At 28.4% G+C, this 18,835-nt stretch carries 18 protein-coding genes, 1 riboswitch and 1 other annotated feature; all 18 genes read left to right on the top strand.

The features are described 5' to 3' along the window. Positions 1-56: 56 nt before the first annotated feature. Positions 57-2,540, top strand: a complete 2,484-nt coding sequence (gene recQ / locus Q3304_RS05835; protein ID WP_407814896.1) for a DNA helicase RecQ — start codon at positions 57-59, stop codon at positions 2,538-2,540. Positions 2,541-2,628: 88 nt separating this feature from the next. Next, positions 2,629-2,740, top strand: a riboswitch (TPP riboswitch). A gap of 140 nt (positions 2,741-2,880) precedes the next feature. Beyond that, positions 2,881-4,182, top strand: a complete 1,302-nt coding sequence (gene thiC / locus Q3304_RS05830) for a phosphomethylpyrimidine synthase ThiC (RefSeq protein WP_054270184.1) — start codon at positions 2,881-2,883, stop codon at positions 4,180-4,182. 44 nt (positions 4,183-4,226) lie between these two features. Further along, positions 4,227-4,421 carry a sulfur carrier protein ThiS gene (thiS, locus tag Q3304_RS05825; protein ID WP_054270185.1) on the top strand — a complete coding sequence of 65 codons (195 nt, stop codon included), beginning with the start codon at positions 4,227-4,229 and terminating at the stop codon, positions 4,419-4,421. Continuing rightward, on the top strand, positions 4,414-5,217 hold the full coding sequence (gene thiF, locus Q3304_RS05820; protein WP_079739718.1) for a thiamine biosynthesis protein ThiF: 804 nt from the start codon (positions 4,414-4,416) through the stop codon (positions 5,215-5,217). Before thiS ends, thiF begins: the two co-directional genes overlap by 8 nt. Before the next feature lie 62 nt (positions 5,218-5,279). Next, on the top strand, positions 5,280-6,050 hold the full coding sequence (locus Q3304_RS05815) for a thiazole synthase (RefSeq protein ID WP_054270186.1): 771 nt from the start codon (positions 5,280-5,282) through the stop codon (positions 6,048-6,050). Positions 6,051-6,066: 16 nt separating this feature from the next. Further along, on the top strand, positions 6,067-7,170 hold the full coding sequence (gene thiH, locus Q3304_RS05810; RefSeq protein ID WP_407814897.1) for a 2-iminoacetate synthase ThiH: 1,104 nt from the start codon (positions 6,067-6,069) through the stop codon (positions 7,168-7,170). Further along, complete coding sequence (locus Q3304_RS05805) at positions 7,171-7,872, top strand: thiamine phosphate synthase (protein WP_231301352.1); 702 nt, start codon at positions 7,171-7,173, stop codon at positions 7,870-7,872. A gap of 177 nt (positions 7,873-8,049) precedes the next feature. Continuing rightward, positions 8,050-9,444 (top strand): YfcC family protein, encoded by a 1,395-nt coding sequence (locus Q3304_RS05800; RefSeq protein ID WP_021384495.1) that lies wholly within the window; start codon positions 8,050-8,052, stop codon positions 9,442-9,444. 308 nt (positions 9,445-9,752) lie between these two features. Next, positions 9,753-11,120, top strand: a complete 1,368-nt coding sequence (locus Q3304_RS05795; protein ID WP_054270190.1) for a GTP pyrophosphokinase family protein — start codon at positions 9,753-9,755, stop codon at positions 11,118-11,120. A gap of 128 nt (positions 11,121-11,248) precedes the next feature. Beyond that, a complete protein-coding gene (locus tag Q3304_RS05790; RefSeq protein WP_065388474.1) occupies positions 11,249-11,752 on the top strand; it encodes a molybdenum cofactor guanylyltransferase in 504 nt (167 codons plus the stop codon). Between the two features lie 47 nt (positions 11,753-11,799). Beyond that, entirely contained in the window at positions 11,800-12,171 is a 372-nt protein-coding gene (locus Q3304_RS05785) for a CoA-binding protein (RefSeq protein WP_054270191.1), read from the top strand. Positions 12,172-12,312: 141 nt separating this feature from the next. Next, positions 12,313-12,639, top strand: a complete 327-nt coding sequence (locus Q3304_RS05780) for a heavy metal-binding domain-containing protein (protein ID WP_054270192.1) — start codon at positions 12,313-12,315, stop codon at positions 12,637-12,639. Positions 12,640-13,118: 479 nt separating this feature from the next. Further along, positions 13,119-13,622 carry a molybdenum cofactor biosynthesis protein B gene (locus Q3304_RS05775; RefSeq protein ID WP_054270193.1) on the top strand — a complete coding sequence of 168 codons (504 nt, stop codon included), beginning with the start codon at positions 13,119-13,121 and terminating at the stop codon, positions 13,620-13,622. A 46-nt stretch (positions 13,623-13,668) separates the two neighbouring features. After that, positions 13,669-14,628, top strand: a complete 960-nt coding sequence (gene moaA / locus Q3304_RS05770; protein ID WP_223195849.1) for a GTP 3',8-cyclase MoaA — start codon at positions 13,669-13,671, stop codon at positions 14,626-14,628. 3 nt (positions 14,629-14,631) lie between these two features. Then, positions 14,632-15,102, top strand: a complete 471-nt coding sequence (gene moaC, locus Q3304_RS05765; protein ID WP_054276629.1) for a cyclic pyranopterin monophosphate synthase MoaC — start codon at positions 14,632-14,634, stop codon at positions 15,100-15,102. 33 nt (positions 15,103-15,135) lie between these two features. Continuing rightward, a complete protein-coding gene (locus Q3304_RS05760) occupies positions 15,136-15,567 on the top strand; it encodes an MOSC domain-containing protein (RefSeq protein ID WP_054270196.1) in 432 nt (143 codons plus the stop codon). A 454-nt stretch (positions 15,568-16,021) separates the two neighbouring features. Next, positions 16,022-16,233: a binding site (T-box leader), on the top strand. 162 nt (positions 16,234-16,395) lie between these two features. Beyond that, positions 16,396-17,685: a cytosine permease gene (locus Q3304_RS05755; RefSeq protein WP_407814898.1), complete on the top strand. Its 1,290-nt coding sequence runs from the start codon at positions 16,396-16,398 to the stop codon at positions 17,683-17,685. 53 nt (positions 17,686-17,738) lie between these two features. Further along, on the top strand, positions 17,739-18,818 hold the full coding sequence (locus Q3304_RS05750; protein WP_219673078.1) for a DUF917 domain-containing protein: 1,080 nt from the start codon (positions 17,739-17,741) through the stop codon (positions 18,816-18,818). Positions 18,819-18,835 lie beyond the last annotated feature (17 nt).

The following is an 18,835-nucleotide window of genomic DNA, read 5'->3' as shown; positions in this document are numbered from 1 at the left end:
AAATTTGAACATAATCAGGAAAGAAGTCTAATTAATTTAAATTAGGAGAGAAATATATGAATGAAAAACTTTTAGAAATACTATCAAAATACTATGGATATACAAGCTTTAGAAAAGGTCAAGAATCTATAATAAATTCTATTTTGAGTGAAAAAGATGTACTAGCTATAATGCCAACTGGAGGTGGTAAATCTATTTGTTATCAACTTCCAGCATTGATATTAGATGGGATGACAATAGTAATTTCTCCACTTATATCTCTTATGAAAGACCAAGTAGATGCTTTAAAGACTATGGGGATTAATGCTGCCTTCATAAATAGTTCACTGAGCAATAAAGAATTTAATGAGATATTAAATAATATTAGAAAAAATAATTATAAAATACTCTATATTGCTCCAGAGAGATTAGATGCACATGAGTTTATTGAACTAATAAATAATAACAACATAAGTCAAATTGCAATAGATGAAGCACATTGTGTGTCTCAATGGGGGCATGATTTTAGATTGAGTTATAGAAGGATTTCTGATTTTATAAAGAATTTACCTAAAAGACCTATAATTACAGCCTTTACAGCAACCGCTTCAGAAGAGGTACGAGCTGATATAATAAATTTATTATGTCTAGAAAATCCAGACTGTTATATAACTGGTTTTGATAGAGAAAACTTATCAATAAACATAGTAAAATCGTCTAGTAAAAATAAATATATTTTAGATTATATTAAAAATCATAAAAATGAGTCTGGAATTATATATGCTGCAACTAGAAAGGAAGTTGAAAACATACATAATGGATTATCTAAGAGAAATATATCTGTATCAAAATATCATGCAGGTTTATCTAAAAATGAAAGAAGTAAAAATCAAGAAGATTTTATAAATGATGATGTGGATATAATGGTAGCAACAAATGCATTTGGAATGGGTATTGATAAACCTAATATAAGATGGGTTATACACTACAACATGCCTCAAAGTATAGAAAATTACTATCAAGAAATAGGTAGAGCTGGTAGAGATGGAGAGAAAAGTGAATGTGTGCTTTTGTTTTCTCCAGGAGATGTACATATACAAAAATATTTAATCGATATTGGAGTTGAGAATCCTGAAAGAAAGTTATTTCAACACAAAAAGCTTCAATATATGATTGACTTGGTTTACAGTAATTCATGTTATAGAAGGACAATATTGAATTACTTTGGAGAAAACTATATAGAAGATTGTAATAATTGTAGTAACTGTTTAGTAGAAGGTGAAATAGTAGATAAAACTATAGATGCTCAAAAAGTTATTTCATGTGTAGCTAGAATGAAAAGAAGTTATGGTGTTACTACCATTGTAGATGTACTTAGAGGTTCTAAGAATAAAAAGATTTTACAACTTGAATTGAATACTTTATCTACATATAATATTATGAAAGACTATTCAAATGAAGATTTAAAGAACTTTATAAATACATTGGTTTCCCATGGATTCTTGGATTTAGTTGAGACTTTAGGTAATGGAAATAGAGGAAGTTTTCCAACCATAAGATTGAATGATATGTCTATGAAAGTTTTAAAAGGTCAAGTGAAAGTTGAATTTAAAGAAATCGTGATGACAAAATCATTAGAAGTAGAAGATGAGTTATATAGTGCTTTAAGAGAGCTTAGACATTCAATAGCAAGTGAAGAAAGAATAGCTCCATATATGGTATTTGGTGATGGGACACTTAGGGCTATGTCTAGCAGTTATCCAGTTAATAAAGAAGAGATGTTAGATATATCTGGAGTAGGGGAAATTAAGTATCAAAAATATGGTAGAGATTTTGAAACAATAATTAAAGAACATGTCGAAAAAAACAACATAAACAAAAAAAGTGAAGAAAAAAATGTCGATTTAGATAATGTTAATAGTGAGTTCTTTGAAGTTAATTCAGATAAAGCTCTATATGAAAAACTATTAAGTATTAGAGGTGAATATGCAATAAAAGAAAAAGTACTCCCATATATGATTTTATCCAATAAGACACTGAAAGAAATAAGTGGAAGATATCCAATTGATGAAGAGCAACTGAAGGACATTTCAGGTATAGGTGGAGTAAAAATTAAAAAGTATGGAGCTAGTATTTTGGATGAAGTCAAACAATATGTAAGAGAAAATGATATTAATGTTACTTGGGAAAAAAAGGGTAAAAGGAAGTTAATACTAGATGGAGAAAGTAGAAAAAATAATGAAATAGCATTAGATTTATTAAATCAAGGCAAGGATATACAGAGTATTAGCCAAGAACTAGAGATTTCATTATCGACTATTATTGGATATGCCCATGACTATGTAAAGGATGGACATAGTATATCGTTTGATTTAGAATTAGAAAATTTCTACAATGAAGATGAAAAGCAAATGATTTTAGAAGTTTGTGAAAAAGTAGGATATGATAATTTAAATAACATAAAAAGAAAACTTCCAGATTCAATAAAGTATGAAAACATAAGAGCTGTGATGCTTGATTCTTATCTTAAAAATTTAAAAAATGATATTATGTCAGAGTAATTTTTAATATCTCCAAAAATAAAATTTGTATTATTGTGTTGAACTAATAATTTTGCTGTGTTATACTGAATTTGTAAAAATAATGAAAAATTAGAGCTAGGGGCGCTAGAATTGGCTAGCTGAGAGATAAAGCCGTAACTTACAAACCCTAATAACCTGATCAAGATAATGCTTGCGAAGGGAAGCTTTTAATATAATTTTGTTACATAAATAGACAAATTATTTAATGTTAGGGAAAATTTGTCTAAGTGTATATATGATTATAAGAGTGCTTTCCAAACAAGGAAAAGCACTTTTTTTATTTTCAAAAACTATAACTTTAATCTTGGAGGATTGTAATATGAATTATACAACACAAATGGATGCTGCTAGAAAAGGCATAATAACTAAAGAAATGGAAATCGTTTCTCAAAAAGAGCAAGTAGATGTGAATGAACTAAGAGAATTAATAGCAAATGGACAAGTTGTTATACCTGCTAATAAAAATCACAAATCTTTAAGTGCAGAAGGTGTAGGTAAAAATTTAAGAACAAAGATAAATGTAAATCTAGGAATTTCAAGAGATTGTAAGGATATAGAAAAAGAACTTGAAAAAGTTAGAGTAGCAATAGACATGAAAGCTGAAGCTATAATGGATTTGAGTAACTATGGTAAAACTAGAGAATTTAGAGAAAAAGTGGTTGAAATGTCACCTGCAATGATAGGTTCAGTACCTATGTACGATGCAGTGGGATATTTAGAAAAAGAATTAAAAGATATAACAGAAGAAGAGTTTTTGAATGTAATAAGACAGCATGCTATTGATGGAGTTGACTTTATCACTATACATGCAGGTCTTACAAGGAATGTTTGCCAAAAGATAAAAAATCATGAAAGATTAACTCATATAGTATCTCGTGGAGGTTCTCTGTTATTTGCATGGATGGAATTGAATAATAAGGAAAATCCTATTTATACTAATTTTGATAAAATATTGGATATATGTGAGGAATACGATGTTACATTGAGTTTAGGAGATGCTTGTAGACCTGGCTGTATAAAAGATTCTACTGATGGAGTTCAAATTCAGGAACTAGTAGTATTAGGTGAGCTTACTAAAAGAGCGTGGGAGAGAAATGTACAAGTAATGATAGAAGGACCTGGACATATGGCTATTGATGAGATAGAAGCAAATGTAGTATTAGAAAAAAGATTGTGTCATGGAGCACCTTTTTATGTTCTTGGGCCATTAGTTACAGATATAGCACCAGGTTATGATCATATAACAAGTGCAATAGGAGGAGCTTTGGCATGTGCTAAAGGAGTAGACTTTTTATGTTATGTAACTCCAGCAGAACACTTAAGATTACCTAATTTAGATGACATGAAAGAAGGTATAATAGCTGCAAAAATAGCTGCTCATGCAGGAGATATAGCTAAAAACGTTAAAGGTGCTCGTGAATGGGATAATAAGATGAGTAAAGCCAGAGCTGATTTAGATTGGTGTGAAATGTTTAGACTTGCAATAGACCCTGAAAAAGCTAAGAGATATAGAGATGAATCAACTCCTACTCATGAAGATAGCTGTACTATGTGTGGAAAAATGTGTTCAATGAGAACAGTTAAGAAAATACTAAATAATGAGGAACTTAATTTAATATAATTTGTGATTAGAATAAAATAGATTTAAAAAGAGGAGGTGATTTGGTGAAGGTTAATGGGAAGGATGTTGAATTTAAAAAAGATTTGACTATAATAGATTTATTAAATAAATATAACTTAAAGAGTGATAGAGTTGTAGTTGAAGTAAATCTAGAAATAATTGAAGAATCCAACTACAGTACATATATATTGAAAGACGAAGATATTATAGAGCTTATTAGTTTTGTTGGAGGTGGTTAAAATAAAGATATTTGTAAATGAATTATTAACAGATGTTGAAGAAAATACGACTGCCTACAAAGTTAGAGATGATTATAATTGTAAATGTGATGTATTAGTGTTAAATGGATATCCAATTAAAACAGATATTCCTCTTTGTGAGAACGATAAATTAACACTTATACAAAAGGGAGTCAAGCCATCATTTGATGAATTAGAAAACTTATTGATTGCGAGACATACTCCAAATATACATAATAAGTTAAAAAAAGGGAAGGTTGCTATATTGGGGTTAGGGGGACTTGGGTCCAATATAGCTATCTCTTTAGCCAGAATTGGAGTAGGAGAACTTTTACTTATAGACTATGATGTTGTAGAACCTTCTAATCTAAATAGACAGCAGTATTTTATAGATGATATTGGAAAATTAAAAACTGATGCTATGATAGAAAATATAAAAAAAATAAATCCGTTTATAAAGTTAAAGAAACAAGATATTTTTTTAAATAAACATAATATGGATGCTATTAAAGATTCAGATTTGATAATTGAAGCTTTTGATGATGCATCATGTAAGGCACAGGTTTGTAACTATGTGTTAATAAATTTAAAAGATAAATATCTAATAGCATCATCAGGTATGGCAGGTTATTATGATTCAAATATAATAACTACTAAGAAGATAAAAGACAAGTTTTATATATGTGGTGATTTTGTAAATGAAGCTAAATTTGGTGAAGGTCTTATGGCTCCAAGGGTCGCTATCTGTGCAAATCACATGGCAAACTTGGCAACACAAATACTTATAGATATGTAAATACTAAAATTAAATTCTAAAAAGATTGAATATTAAAAAAGTTATACGTGGAGGAAAATAATATGGATAAATTGGTACTTGGTGGACATGAATTCAATAGTAGATTGTTGGTTGGAACAGGTAAATATGGTTCAAATAATATATTGCCTGAGGTAATAAAAGAAAGTGGCAGTGAGATAATAACAATGGCACTTAGAAGAGTGGATTTAGATAATAAACAAGAGAATATATTAACATATATTCCGAAAGAAATGACAATACTTCCAAATACATCAGGAGCTACTAATGCAGAAGAAGCAGTAAGAATAGCTAGAATATCCAGAAAAATGGGATGTGGAGATTTTATAAAAATAGAAGTGATATCAGATACTAGATATTTACTTCCTGATAATGAAGAAACTATAAAAGCTACAAGAATACTTGCTGATGAAGGATTTATAGTTCTTCCATATATGACACCAGACCTTTATGCTGGAAGAAGACTTATAGAAGCTAATGCAGCAGCAGTTATGCCTCTTGGGGCTCCAATTGGTTCAAATAGAGGGCTTCAAATGAAAGAAATGATAAGAATAATGATAGATGAATTAGACATACCAATAATAGTGGATGCGGGTATTGGCAAACCATCTCAAGCTATGGAAGCTATGGAAATGGGAGCTGATGCTGTACTTGTTAACACTGCGATAGCTTCAGCAGGAAATCCTGTGCAAATGGCAAGAGCATTTAGACTAGCTGTAGAGGGTGGAAGAGAAGCATATCTCGCAAAAACAGGAAGTGTATCAGAATTTGCAAACGCATCTTCTCCTTTAACAGGTTTTTTAGGCAATTTATAGAAAGTGGTGATTGGTGATGAGTTTTTATGATGTAATAGAAAAATATAGAGATTTTGATTTTGATGGATATTTAAATAATGTTACTGATAATGATGTTTTAAGAAGTTTATCAAAGGACAAGCTTGAAGATTTTGATATATTAAATTTGCTTTCTAAAACTGCTGTAAAACATTTAGAAACCATGGCTCAGAAAGCACATAAATTAAGTGTTCAATATTTTGGAAAAACAGTATGTTTATATACACCAATGTATATAGCAAATTATTGTGTAAATCAATGTGTTTACTGTGGTTATAATATAAAAAGTGGAATAAAAAGAAAAAAATTAACTATGGATGAAATTAGAGAAGAGGGAAATGTAATTTCAAAAGAAGGTTTTAAACATTTACTTGTTTTGACTGGAGAGAGTAGTTTTCATTCAAGTGTGGAATATATAGGTGAGGCTATAGAAATATTAAGAGAAAAATTTCCATCTATAGGTATAGAAGTCTATCCAATGGAAGTAGAAGAGTATAAGTATATTGTAGATAAAGGCGTTGAAGGTCTAACAGTATACCAGGAAACTTATGACGAGGAAATATACAAAAAAGTGCATATAAAAGGCCCAAAAGCAAATTATAAATTTAGGTTAGATGCTCCTGAAAGAGGGGCAAAATCAGGCATGAGGACTTTATCGATAGGAGCACTTTTAGGGTTGAATGATTTTAGAAAAGAAACCTTTTTTACAATATTGCATGGGAAATATTTAAAAACAAAATATCCTCATATTGAGCTTTCATATTCAACACCAAGAATGAGACCTTTTAAAGGTTGTTTTGAAGAATTAGTAGATATAAGTGATACTGATTTGGTTCAAGCTATGATATGTATGAGATTGTTTGACCCACATGCAGCAATAAATATATCAACTAGAGAAAACTTGGAAATGAGAAGTCATATAATACCTTTAGGAGTAACTAAATTGAGTGCAGGTGTTTCTACTGATGTAGGGGGGCATTCTCAAGATGAGCATGATACTGCTCAATTTAAGATAAATGATGAAAGCACTGTTGCAGATGTAGAGAAGATGTTAAACTCAATTGGATATCAACATGTATTTAAAGACTGGGAAAGATTTTAGATGTATTTGATAACAAACAGAAAATTATTATGTAATGAAGAAAGATATTTAGAAGTTATTAAAGAGTCTATATTGAGTGGTATAAAAAACATTATAATAAGAGAAAAAGATTTAGAATATGAAGAATTAAACAAATTATATATGAAAATAAAAACCAAAATCAATTGTATAGATTTTCAAGAGAAAATACTGAATAAAAATTTGAAGATTAATATAAATCAGAAAGAAAGTATTAATAAACTTAAGGTTAACTTTATAGTAAATAGTAATATTGAATTTTTTGAAAAAACAGATTGCCAAGGGATTCATCTTCCTTTTAAAGTATTCTTGGATTTACTTGAAAATAATTACAGTTTTAATAAAGATAAAATACTGGGATTATCTTTACATCAAATAGAGGAAGTAGAACATTTAGAAAATCTGATGAGAAATAAAAATATAAGAGTAGATTACATAACCTTGTCACATATATATGAAACTAAATGTAAAGAAGGTTTACATCCAAAAGGAATTGAGCTTCTAAAAGAAGCTAAGAAGATTACTGATATTAAGATAGTTGCACTAGGAGGAATTTTACCATCCAATGTCAAAGAAACATTGAAATACTGTGATGATTTTGCCATAATGTCAACTATAATGAAATCTAAAGATATTAAAAAAACAATCTCAGATTATAATGAAAAAATTGAATTATTAAAATAGTATATGGAATCCTTAATTTAAAGAAAAATAAAAAAGTTATCTTTTAAATTTTAAAAGATAACTTTTTTATTTTGTATCTTTGCTAATAAAAAATTGTAAAAAGGGAAAACTTTAGTCAGAGAGATTAAACAATATCCTAAAAGATTTAAAATTTAGCAAAGTATGGAGGACATTATAATGACTGACAGTAAAAAGAAACGATTTATTATACCACACACTTTTACAATAATATTTTTACTAATAGTCTTAATGGCAATATTGACTTGGATAGTACCAAGTGGTGAATTTAGTAGAGAAGATGTAGAAGGTAGAATGGTAGTTGTACCAGGAACTTATCAAAGTGTTGAAAGCAATCCTCAAGGGTTTGCAGATGTTTTTAAGGCACCAATAGAAGGTTTTATCGATTCAGCAGAGGTTGTAGGCTTTGTATTAATAGTTGGAGGTGCCTTTGGTATTGTAAATAGAACTGGAGCTATAGAAGCAGGAATAGCATCAGTTATATCTAAATTTAAAGGAAAAGAACTTCTTATAATTCCAATATCAATGATTTTATTTGGTCTTGGAGGTACTACATTTGGGATGGCAGAGGAGACATTACCATTTTATATGATATTTGTTCCACTTATGACATCCTTAGGATATGATTCTCTAACCGCCATAGCAATTGTATTTATAGGAGCAGCAGCAGGAGCTGCAGCTTCGACAATAAACCCATTCTCGGTTGGTATTGCACAGGCACTAGCTCAACTTGCTCCAGGTTCAGGAGTAGCATATAGAGTAGTTATTTTTATAGCTTATATATTAATAAGTATAGCGTTTGTTATGTATTATGCTAAGAAAGTTAAAGAAAATCCTGAAAGTTCAATAGTATATGAAATAGATAAAAATAATAAATCAATACTTAATCAAACTTCAACAGAAATAAAAGAATTTACTTTTAAAGAAGTATCTGTTCTTGCTATCTTTGGAATAGGTATGGCAATAATGATTTGGGGTGTCTTAAGTCAAGGATGGTATATTCCAGAGATATCAATGTGTTTTGCTGCCATAGGAGTACTTTCTGGTTTAGTTGGTAGATTATCTCAAATTGAAATTTCAGAAAGTTTTATAGATGGAGCCAAAGATTTAGCATCAGCCGCTCTTGCCATAGCATTAGCTCGTGGAATCGTAATAATTGCTCAAAATGGATTTATAATAGATACTATATTAAATTCCGCAGCAGCTTTTTTAGGTGGCCTTCCAAAAGTTATATTTGTATATTTATCTTTCTTCTTGGAAGCTGCATTGGCATTTTTAATTCCATCATCTTCAGGTCTTGCTTCACTTACAGTACCTGTACTTGCTCCTCTAGGTGATTTGGTTAATATATCAGCTCAAGTAATAGTAACTGCTTATCAATTTGGGGTTGGTCTTACAAACTTCATAACTCCGACTTCAGGGGTATTGATGGGAGCACTTGCAGTAGCTCATATTCCTTTTTCAAAATGGGTAAGATTTATAATGCCTATATTGTTGATTTTGACAGCTGTATCTCTAGTCTTTTTGACAATAGGTATATATATAGGATTTTAATTAAAGATAGTTTATTCAATATAGCTAGAGATTATATAAGATACTAAGAAATAGAATACCCAAAATATGATTTTCAATAAATTGCCACTAAAAATAATTTAGTGGCAATTTATTTTTTATATCAAATTAGCTAAATAAAATTAAATTAAAAGTCAAAAAACTAAAGAAATTAATTCTAATTTGAAATATATATGAAGGTTTTTGGAGAATACTTACTTATAGTAGGAAAAAATGTTAGAATAAGAGTGTAATCAAATATAAAGAACTGAAATAGCTAACAGTTATTAAATATGGGAGTGTAAAAATTTATGGGATTAAAAGAATTTGATTTTATTGAAGAGTCTATTGAAATGTTGAGGACAATGTCTCCAACATTAGAAACTATATCAGATGAAATAGAAGAGTATTTTGAAAATATTTTGGATGAAAAAAATCAAGAATATATAAATGTAACCTCTAGAATAAAATCAGAATCAAGTTTAAGAGAGAAGATAATTAGAAATAGATATTTAAAAAAATATGGAGAAGCAAGTAATCTTATTCACAATGTCTCTGACTTAATAGGTTTGAGAATTGAATGCAGATTTATTGAGGATGAAAACAAGATATATAGACTTCTAAGAAGATACTTTAATAAAACAGACGACAAGGTAAACTATTATAATAAAGAAAATAAGAATATTAAATTAAAATTGTCTGAAAGACAACCTAATAAACAAAAAAATGGATTTGAAATATATAAAATAGATGGAGTTTTTGCATATTTAGATAGAGAAGTAAAATTTGAGCTTCAAATTAAGTCTCTTGTAAATGTGTTTTGGAGTGAAATTGAACATAAAATAATTTATAAAAATAACACATATTTACTTGCTGATAAATTTATAAAGGATATGATGGACTCTATAAAGAATAATCTTACTATGATTGATAATCAGCTTTTAAGCATTTATAAAAACTTTCATTCAGGAAAGTCTTTTAATATGAAAGTAAGTAAAAAAGAAATTGAAAAACTATTTGCGAAATTAGTATATGATGCTTTTTCTGAAAAGATGAATAAAAGTATAGGTTTTGTTGTGGATTTTAAAAAACCCTGTGAGACTATATTAAGCTATTCTTTTAATAAACAGGATATAAGTGATGAAGTTTTGGGCAATTTCATGCTTGATGAGTTTGCAAGACTAAATGAGATTGTAAATAAAGACATAGATTTTAATGAGCAAATAGAATTTGAAAGAGAACCAACATTTGATGATAAATTTTGTAAAGACCTAGGAAATCATTTTAGAAGCAGATTAAATACAGAATTCCCATGGAATCTATTTTTTAGAATACTATTTGAAATAGAACCATGTAACAACACAGAAGACTTTGAAAACTTTGTAGAGTTTATAAAAGAAAATGTATTACTAGAAGAAAATAGAGAACAACTTTTATGTCAATTTGAAGAAAATAGTCAACTTATAATTGAAGATATGTATGAATGTATATTCAATAGCATAAGTGAAATTGATAGTGTTGAAATTTTGTATAACTATAATCTTGAAAAGATAAACTTTACATCAAGTGAAATTATAAATTGTATATGCAGAGAATATGAATGCTATGGTGAATACTTAGAAGAAAAAGAAAAGCTTATGAATGCATTTAAAGAAAAGATTATTCAAATATTTGAGTAATCAATTAATTTTAAAATGGCGCTAATGCGCCATTTTTCAAATACGTATAAATTTAGAAAAATATTCTAAAGGGGGAGATTTATATAGAGAAAACAGGTGTAATTTTAGCAGGGGGAAAAAATTCTAGAATGGGAAGAAATAAAGCTTTTCTAGAATTACATGAAAAGCCTTTTATTGAAATTGCAATAGAAGTATTTAAAAATTTTGATGAAGTAATAATAATATCTAATAATGAAGAATTATATTCTAAATATAATATTAAAGTTTATAATGATATAATAAAAAATGTTGGTCCAATTGGAGGAATATATACTGCTCTTGAATATGCAAAGTATGATATAGTTATAGTTGCATGTGATATGCCATATCTAAATAGTGAAATAGTAGAAAGAATAGCTAATGAAATGGATGATAAAAGCGTGATTTCAGTGACAAATGGTAAGTTACAACCATTGTGTTCTGGGTATAAAAAGAGTATAATAAATAAGGTATCCTTATGTATAGAAGGAAATGATTTAAAGCTCAGAAGCCTTATAGACAAAATAGATAAAAGCTATATATACTTTGATGATGAAGATTTATTTTTAAATGTAAATACTGTTAATGAATATAAAAAATTAACTGGAGTTTAATTAGATATGGTTATAAAATAGAGTAGGATTTATATGGAGGAGAGTTTATGAATTTACTTAAATGCGATTCTTGGGCAGTAATATTAAATAATAGCGATGAAGAAAGTAAAGCATATAAAATATTAGATGAACTTAAAAAGAATATGTACAAAGTTGTTGCTATAGATGAAGAAAAGAAACCTATTGAAGGTATAGATGTGTATGAGTGTTTAAAAGATGTACCACACAATATTGACGTTGTGGCCATTATTGACAAACAATCTAAGATGGATGTGATTTTAGAAGAAGTAGAACTTTTAGATATACAAAACATATGGTTTGAAAAAGGAAGCTTTAGTGAAATGATGATTAAAAAGATTAAAGATTTAAAATTGAATGTAGAATATAATTTAAATTTACATGATGAGTTAACTAAATAATAAAAGGTACAACTAGTTAACCAAACACATTATTTTATAGTATAGATTAACTAATGAAACATTAAGTTACAATATTTATTAAAAAAGTTATAAGTTGCATGATATAATATATTAAATACGATATAAAGGAGTTGATATATTATGTTAATAGTTACCACAGAAAAGGTCGAAGGCAAAAAAATATCAGAAGTTCTAGGACTAGTTAGAGGAAGTACAATAAGAGCAAAACATGTTGGAAAAGATATAGGAGCAAGCTTTAAAAACCTTGTTGGAGGAGAGCTTACAGGATATAATGAAATGCTTACTGAAGCAAGACAAATTGCTATAGGTAGGATGGTTGAAGATGCAGAAGCTAAAGGTGCAAATGCAATAATAGCATTTAGATTATCTTCAGCTTCAGTTATGCAAGGTGCAGCAGAAATGCTTGCTTATGGAACAGCAGTTATTTTAGAAGATGATAAGAATTAATTTGAAAAATAAAATATAAATAGTTAAAAAGAGGCATCTTTTAAAAATTTTATGGATGCCTTTTTTTATTTGAAAAAACTGATATAAGAAAGAATTTTAATCGTTATGATAATAAAATGGGATGATATTATATAAATAAATAAAATTATATTATATAATATATGGTATAGACTTAAAAAAATTTATTAGTAGAGAAAATATAGACAATGTTATAATAGTTATAGAAATTGGAAGTAATTGTACATTTGTTAAATAGATTACATATATACTAGTTTTATATTTGGAATAGTTATAAGTTAATATTTTTTATTTTGTGAACGTTGGAATAATAAAAATGTATGTACTATTAAGTTATATGATAAGAAATGTAGATATAATATGTTATATTACTGAGAAAAATGGAAATAAAATAGAGTAGGTTTTATTAAATTGGTTTTTATTTTTAAAGGTCTAGTTAATGTATAAAGGGGTGAAATTATATGTTTAATGTTGCAATTATAACACTTAGCGATAAAGGCTATGAAGGAAAAAGAGAAGATATAACAGGAAAAAAACTAATTGAATTTGTTGAAAATACAGGAGATTATAAAGTTATTGAATATGTATTGATAAAAGATGACAAGGAAATGTTAAAGGAAAATATTGTAAAACTTTGTGATAGTAATAAAATAGATTTAATTCTTACTAATGGAGGGACTGGTTTTTCAAAAAGAGATGTAACTCCAGAAGCGACTAAGGAAGTATTAGAAAAAGAAATACCAGGTTTAAGTGAATATATGAGAATGAAATCTACAGAAATTACCAAAAAAGCTATACTAAGTAGAGGTGTAAGTGGAATAAGAAATAATTCTATAATAATAAACTTACCTGGAAGTCCAAAAGGTGCAGTTGAAAATTTAAGTTTTATAATTGATGTTTTAGACCATGGCATAGAAATTTTAAGAGGAGAAGCTACAGAATGTGCAACTAAAAAAAGTAAATAGTATATAATCTAGATAGATAAAAAATAGACAAAGAGGTAGATAGAGTATGATTGATAAGTATGGAAGAAAAATAGACTACCTTCGTATTTCACTTACAGATAAGTGTAATTTAAGGTGTGTCTATTGTATGCCACCAGATGTAAAATTTGATAAAAATTATATAAATGAAAATCTAAGTTTTGAAGATTATAAATTCATTATAAAGGCTATGTCAGAACAAGGAATAACCAAGGTTAGATTTACTGGGGGAGAGCCTCTTTTATATCCTAAGTTAAATGAACTTATAAAATTTACAAAAGAAAAATGTGGAATAAATAATATTGGAATGACAACTAATGCTATTGGGCTTTCTGATAGAATCTCTGAGCTTGAAAAATGTGGTTTAAATAAAGTTAATATAAGTTTAGATTCTTTGAAGGAATATAAGTATAAATCTGTAACAAGAGGTGGAAATTTAAAAGATGTCTTAAAATCGATTGAATCTTGTTTAAATTTAGGCATAAAAGTAAAATTAAACTGTGTTGCTATAAGTGGATTTAATGATGATGAACTTAAAGATTTTATGTTTTTAACTGTTAAATCACCAATTGATGTAAGATTTATAGAGCTTATGCCATTAGGTGAAGCTAATAGAGTTTATAAAAAAGGTTATTTTAATGTAAAAGAAATGGTTGAAAAAATATATGGACTATATAAAGTTAAAAATGAAGAAAAAAGTACAGCAGAATATTATATGTTTAAGGGAGCCAAAGGAAGAATAGGAATTATAACTCCATTAAGTTGTTCATTTTGCAATACATGTAATCGTATTAGACTTACTTCTAGTGGTGCAATAAAATTGTGTCTACATTCAAAAGAAGAAATAGACATAAAACCATTTTTACATAAACCATTGTTATTTAGGGAATCAATGAAAGATATAATAAAACAGAAGCCAGAAAAACATCATCTAATAGAAAATAAATGTAGTGATACAAATAGACGTATGTATGAAATTGGAGGATAAGTAATGTTAACACATATAAATGAAAAAGGGTATGCCAAGATGGTAGATATAAGTGAAAAAGATGACACTAAAAGAACTGCTATAGCAACAGCTACAATTACTCTTAGTAGAGAAGCTTTAGACAAAGTAAAAAATGGTCAGATAAAAAAAGGAGATGTACTATCTGTAGCTCAGGTTGCAGGTATAATGGGAGCTAAAAATACATCTTCAAATATACCAATGTGCCATCAGATAAAATTGGTAGGATGTGATTTGGAATTTGATATAGATGATTCTGAGTCTGCTATTAGGATATATGCAACTTGCAAATCTCTTGGAAAGACTGGAGTGGAGATGGAAGCTTTAAATGCATGTTCTTTGGCAGCACTTACAATTTATGATATGTGTAAAGCAGTTGATAAAAAAATGGTTATAAGTAATATACATCTTGTAGAGAAGACTGGTGGAAAATCAGGAGATTTTAAGTTTGAGTAATTAATAATATATGGGTGAAAATTTGGAGGAAATATGGCTAAGGTAGTGTCAATAAATATAAGTGAGAAAAAAGGTGTAATTAAAGTTCCCGTACAATGTGCAGAACTAAAAATAAATCATGGGATAGTTGGAGATGCGCATGCAGGAGATTGGCATCGTCAAATAAGCTTGCTTGGAAAAGAAAGCATAGATAAAATGAAGATGAAAGGTTTTGACCAATTAAAATATGGAGATTTTGCTGAGAATATAACTACAGAAGGGATAGAAGTATTTTCTTTACCTGTTGGGACAAAACTAAGAATTGGTAAATGTGAAGTTGAGGTGACTCAAATTGGTAAAAAGTGTCACAATGGATGTGAAATTAAGAAATTAACTGGAGACTGTGTAATGCCACGAGAAGGAATTTTTGTGAAGGTTCTAAAAGAAGGAATTATACATGTGGATGATTCAGTAGATATAATTTAGTAAAATTACTATTAAAATGTAATTATATATGACGTATAATTCAATGAAAATATTATTAATATATAAGTATCTGTTTTAAAATACAATGATTAATCATTATAAAAATGTTGATGAAATATTGTATTAGTAAATTAAAACAGTAGTTGTATTAAGCTATGAATGTAAAATCATAGCTTTTTATTTTTTAATTTTTAAGAAGAAATATTTTCTTTATATATTTAAAATTATATTTTATACAAAAATTAATTGTTTTATACAAACTGTTTATACTGTAAATTTGTAGATAATAAAGTATAAATTTTGATGAAATTTTAAAAATTACATTATATAAATATAGTAATAATATAAAAATTTACATATAAAACTAAAAAATACAAGTAATTTACTTTTTGAGTTGACAAAATATTGCATATATATTATTATATAAATCATAAATTAACTATAAATAAATATTATAGATTCGTAGAAGAAGAAAGTAGCATAAAGGAATTTTACAGAGAATTAGATTTGGCTGAGAACTAATATTGGAATTTGTGTGAAAAGGACTTTGGAGAATACTATTATAATCTTGTTATAATAGTGGTTTAATTCGCCTTAAGAAAATGAGTGAGTAAAATTAATTTTTACTAATAAGAGTGGTAACACGGATTTATATTCGTCTCTTGGATTTTTCCAAGAGGCGTTTTTTATTATAGAATTATTTCAGAAAATTTAAAACTATATATTAAATGAAAAATATAAATATATGATAGTTAATAAATTTATAAATTAGAAAATTGTAAAATATACTGGACTCAGTGACTTTACGATTTAAATGGAGGGATGAAAATGGAAGAAGAAAAAATTAACTATGCGCTGGAGCAGGTTCCAGAGCACCAAAAACGTGGCTGGGTAGCTATGTTTTCAGTTTTAGTAGCAATAGGTGTGGATTTATCATCTGTTATTTTAGGGGCTGAATTGGCACAGAGTATGCCAATGAAACAAGCAATATTATCAGTAATTGTTGGTTCATTTTTTTCTGCAATTTTGTATACTACATGCTCTTTAGTTGGTTCGTCTACAAGTCTATCTACATCTATGATAACAAAGTATGTGTTTGGAGAGACTGGAGCAAAAATATTTTCTCTAGTTATAGGGGTTTCTCTATTAGGGTGGTTTGGAGTTCAAGTAGGTTTCTTTGCTCAAAATGCACAAATAATAATAAAAGATATATTTAATCTGGATGTAAGTATGCAAATTCTAAGCCTAATAGGTGGTCTCTTGATGATGAGCACTGCTATTTATGGATATAAGGCAATGGAAAAATTAAGTGTATATTCAGTACCATTCTTATTAATTCTTATGATGTTAACTATATTTTTAGCTTTTAGAGCAAATGGAATTCCAGTTGATGATAATATGAAGTCTACTATGACATTTGCAGGTGGAGTTTCTTTATCAATGAGTATAATAATAGTTGGTGCAATAGTATCTCCTGATATAAGTCGTTGGGCTAAAAGTAGAAGAGATTGTGCACTTTCAAGTTTCTTGGGAATACAATTTGGAAATGCCTTTATGATAGTAGTTTCTATAATATTGGCAAAATGTATGGGAACTTCAGATATTATGAGAATTTTTATTACGTTGGGAATTGCTATACCAGGTATAATTGTGCTTACATTAGCTCAATGGACTACAAATACAAGTAATGTTTATTCAGCATCACTAAGTATAGCACTTGTACTTAAAAAAGCACCTGAGAAAGTATTAACTATAGTTCTTGGTATTGTAGCAACATTATTAGCTGTATTTGGAATATATGAAGGTTTTATAGGATTCTTAAATCTACTTGGAATCGTAATTGCACCTGTTGGTGGTGTATATACAGCAGAATATTACATAGTAAAGCAAGAGCTTAAAGGTTTTGATAAGGGTGTATTATATAAACCAATAGTTAAACGTTCAATAGTATCTTGGGTAATTGGGATATTGATAACTTATCTTTCAACATATGGATTTATAACTCTTACTACTATAGCTCCTTTAGATGGGTTTATAGCAGGATTTGTAGTACAATCTATTATTGGAAAAGTGCTTTGTTCAGCAAAAAATAAGGAAAATGTAGATAAAGCAGTGTAATGAAATTTGTTTATAAAGTGTAAAATAAATTTGAAATATGAGGAGAAAGTAACATGAGATTTTTAACAGAAGAAAGTATAGATAAAATAGCAGTTGGTGCAGCAGTACTTGGAACTGGAGGAGGAGGAGACCCATATGTAGGTAAACTTGTTGCAAAACAAGCAATTAAAAAGTATGGTCCTGTAAAAGTAATAAGTTTGGATGAACTTGATGATGATGCTCTAGTAGTTCCAGTATCTGGTATGGGTTCTCCTGTAATTACAATAGAAAAATTACTTTCTGAGGTAGAATTAACTACACCCTTAGAAATAATGGAGAAGTTAATAAATAGAAAAGTAGATGTTATAATTCCTATAGAAATAGGAGGAATAAACTCACTTATGCCAATAGCAGTTGCTGCAAAAAAAGGACTACCTATTTTGGATGCTGATTCTATGGGGAGAGCTTTTCCTGAAGCTCAAATGGTAACTTTTTATCTTGAAGGATATGAGGCATCACCTGCTGTAATGTCTGATGAAAAAGGAAATTCTGCTATCCTTTATCCTGTAGATGGAATTTGGTCAGAAAGATTAGCCAGAACTCTAACTGTGGAAATGGGAGGAAGTTCTTCTATCAGTGATTACAATTTAAGTGGAGCTCAAGTTAAAAAAGCTGCTATAGGTAATACACTTACAATAGCTGAAACTATAGGAGGATTTTTGCTTGAAAATAAGTCTGATTCAAAAGGTGCTGTTGAGAATATATTGAAAGAATTAAAAGGATATAAGTTATTTGAAGGAAAGGTAATTGATATTAAGAGAGAATTGAAAGGTGGATTTACTAGAGGGCATGCTTTTTTTGCTGGAATTAATGAATATGATGGAGAGTATTCTATATTATTTCAAAATGAGAATTTAATTGCAAAAAAAGGTAATACACCACTTTGTATTACACCAGATTTAATAGCAGTATTAGATTTAGAAACTGGATTTCCAATAACTACAGAAAGAATAAAATACGGTTCTCGTGTTATGGTAGTAGCTTTTCCTTGTAATGAAAAATGGAGAACAGAAAAAGGAATTGAGACAGTTGGACCTGGATACTTTGGATATGATGTGGAATATAAAACAGTAGAAGAATTACAAGGAAAATAAAGTTTAGGAGGAAATTT

The sequence above is a fragment of the Clostridioides sp. GD02377 genome (assembly GCF_045899875.1).
Classification (GTDB): domain Bacteria; phylum Bacillota; class Clostridia; order Peptostreptococcales; family Peptostreptococcaceae; genus Clostridioides; species Clostridioides difficile_A.
The sequence above is the reverse complement of the archived record's forward strand: the minus strand, read 5'-3'. Positions and strand labels throughout refer to the sequence as shown.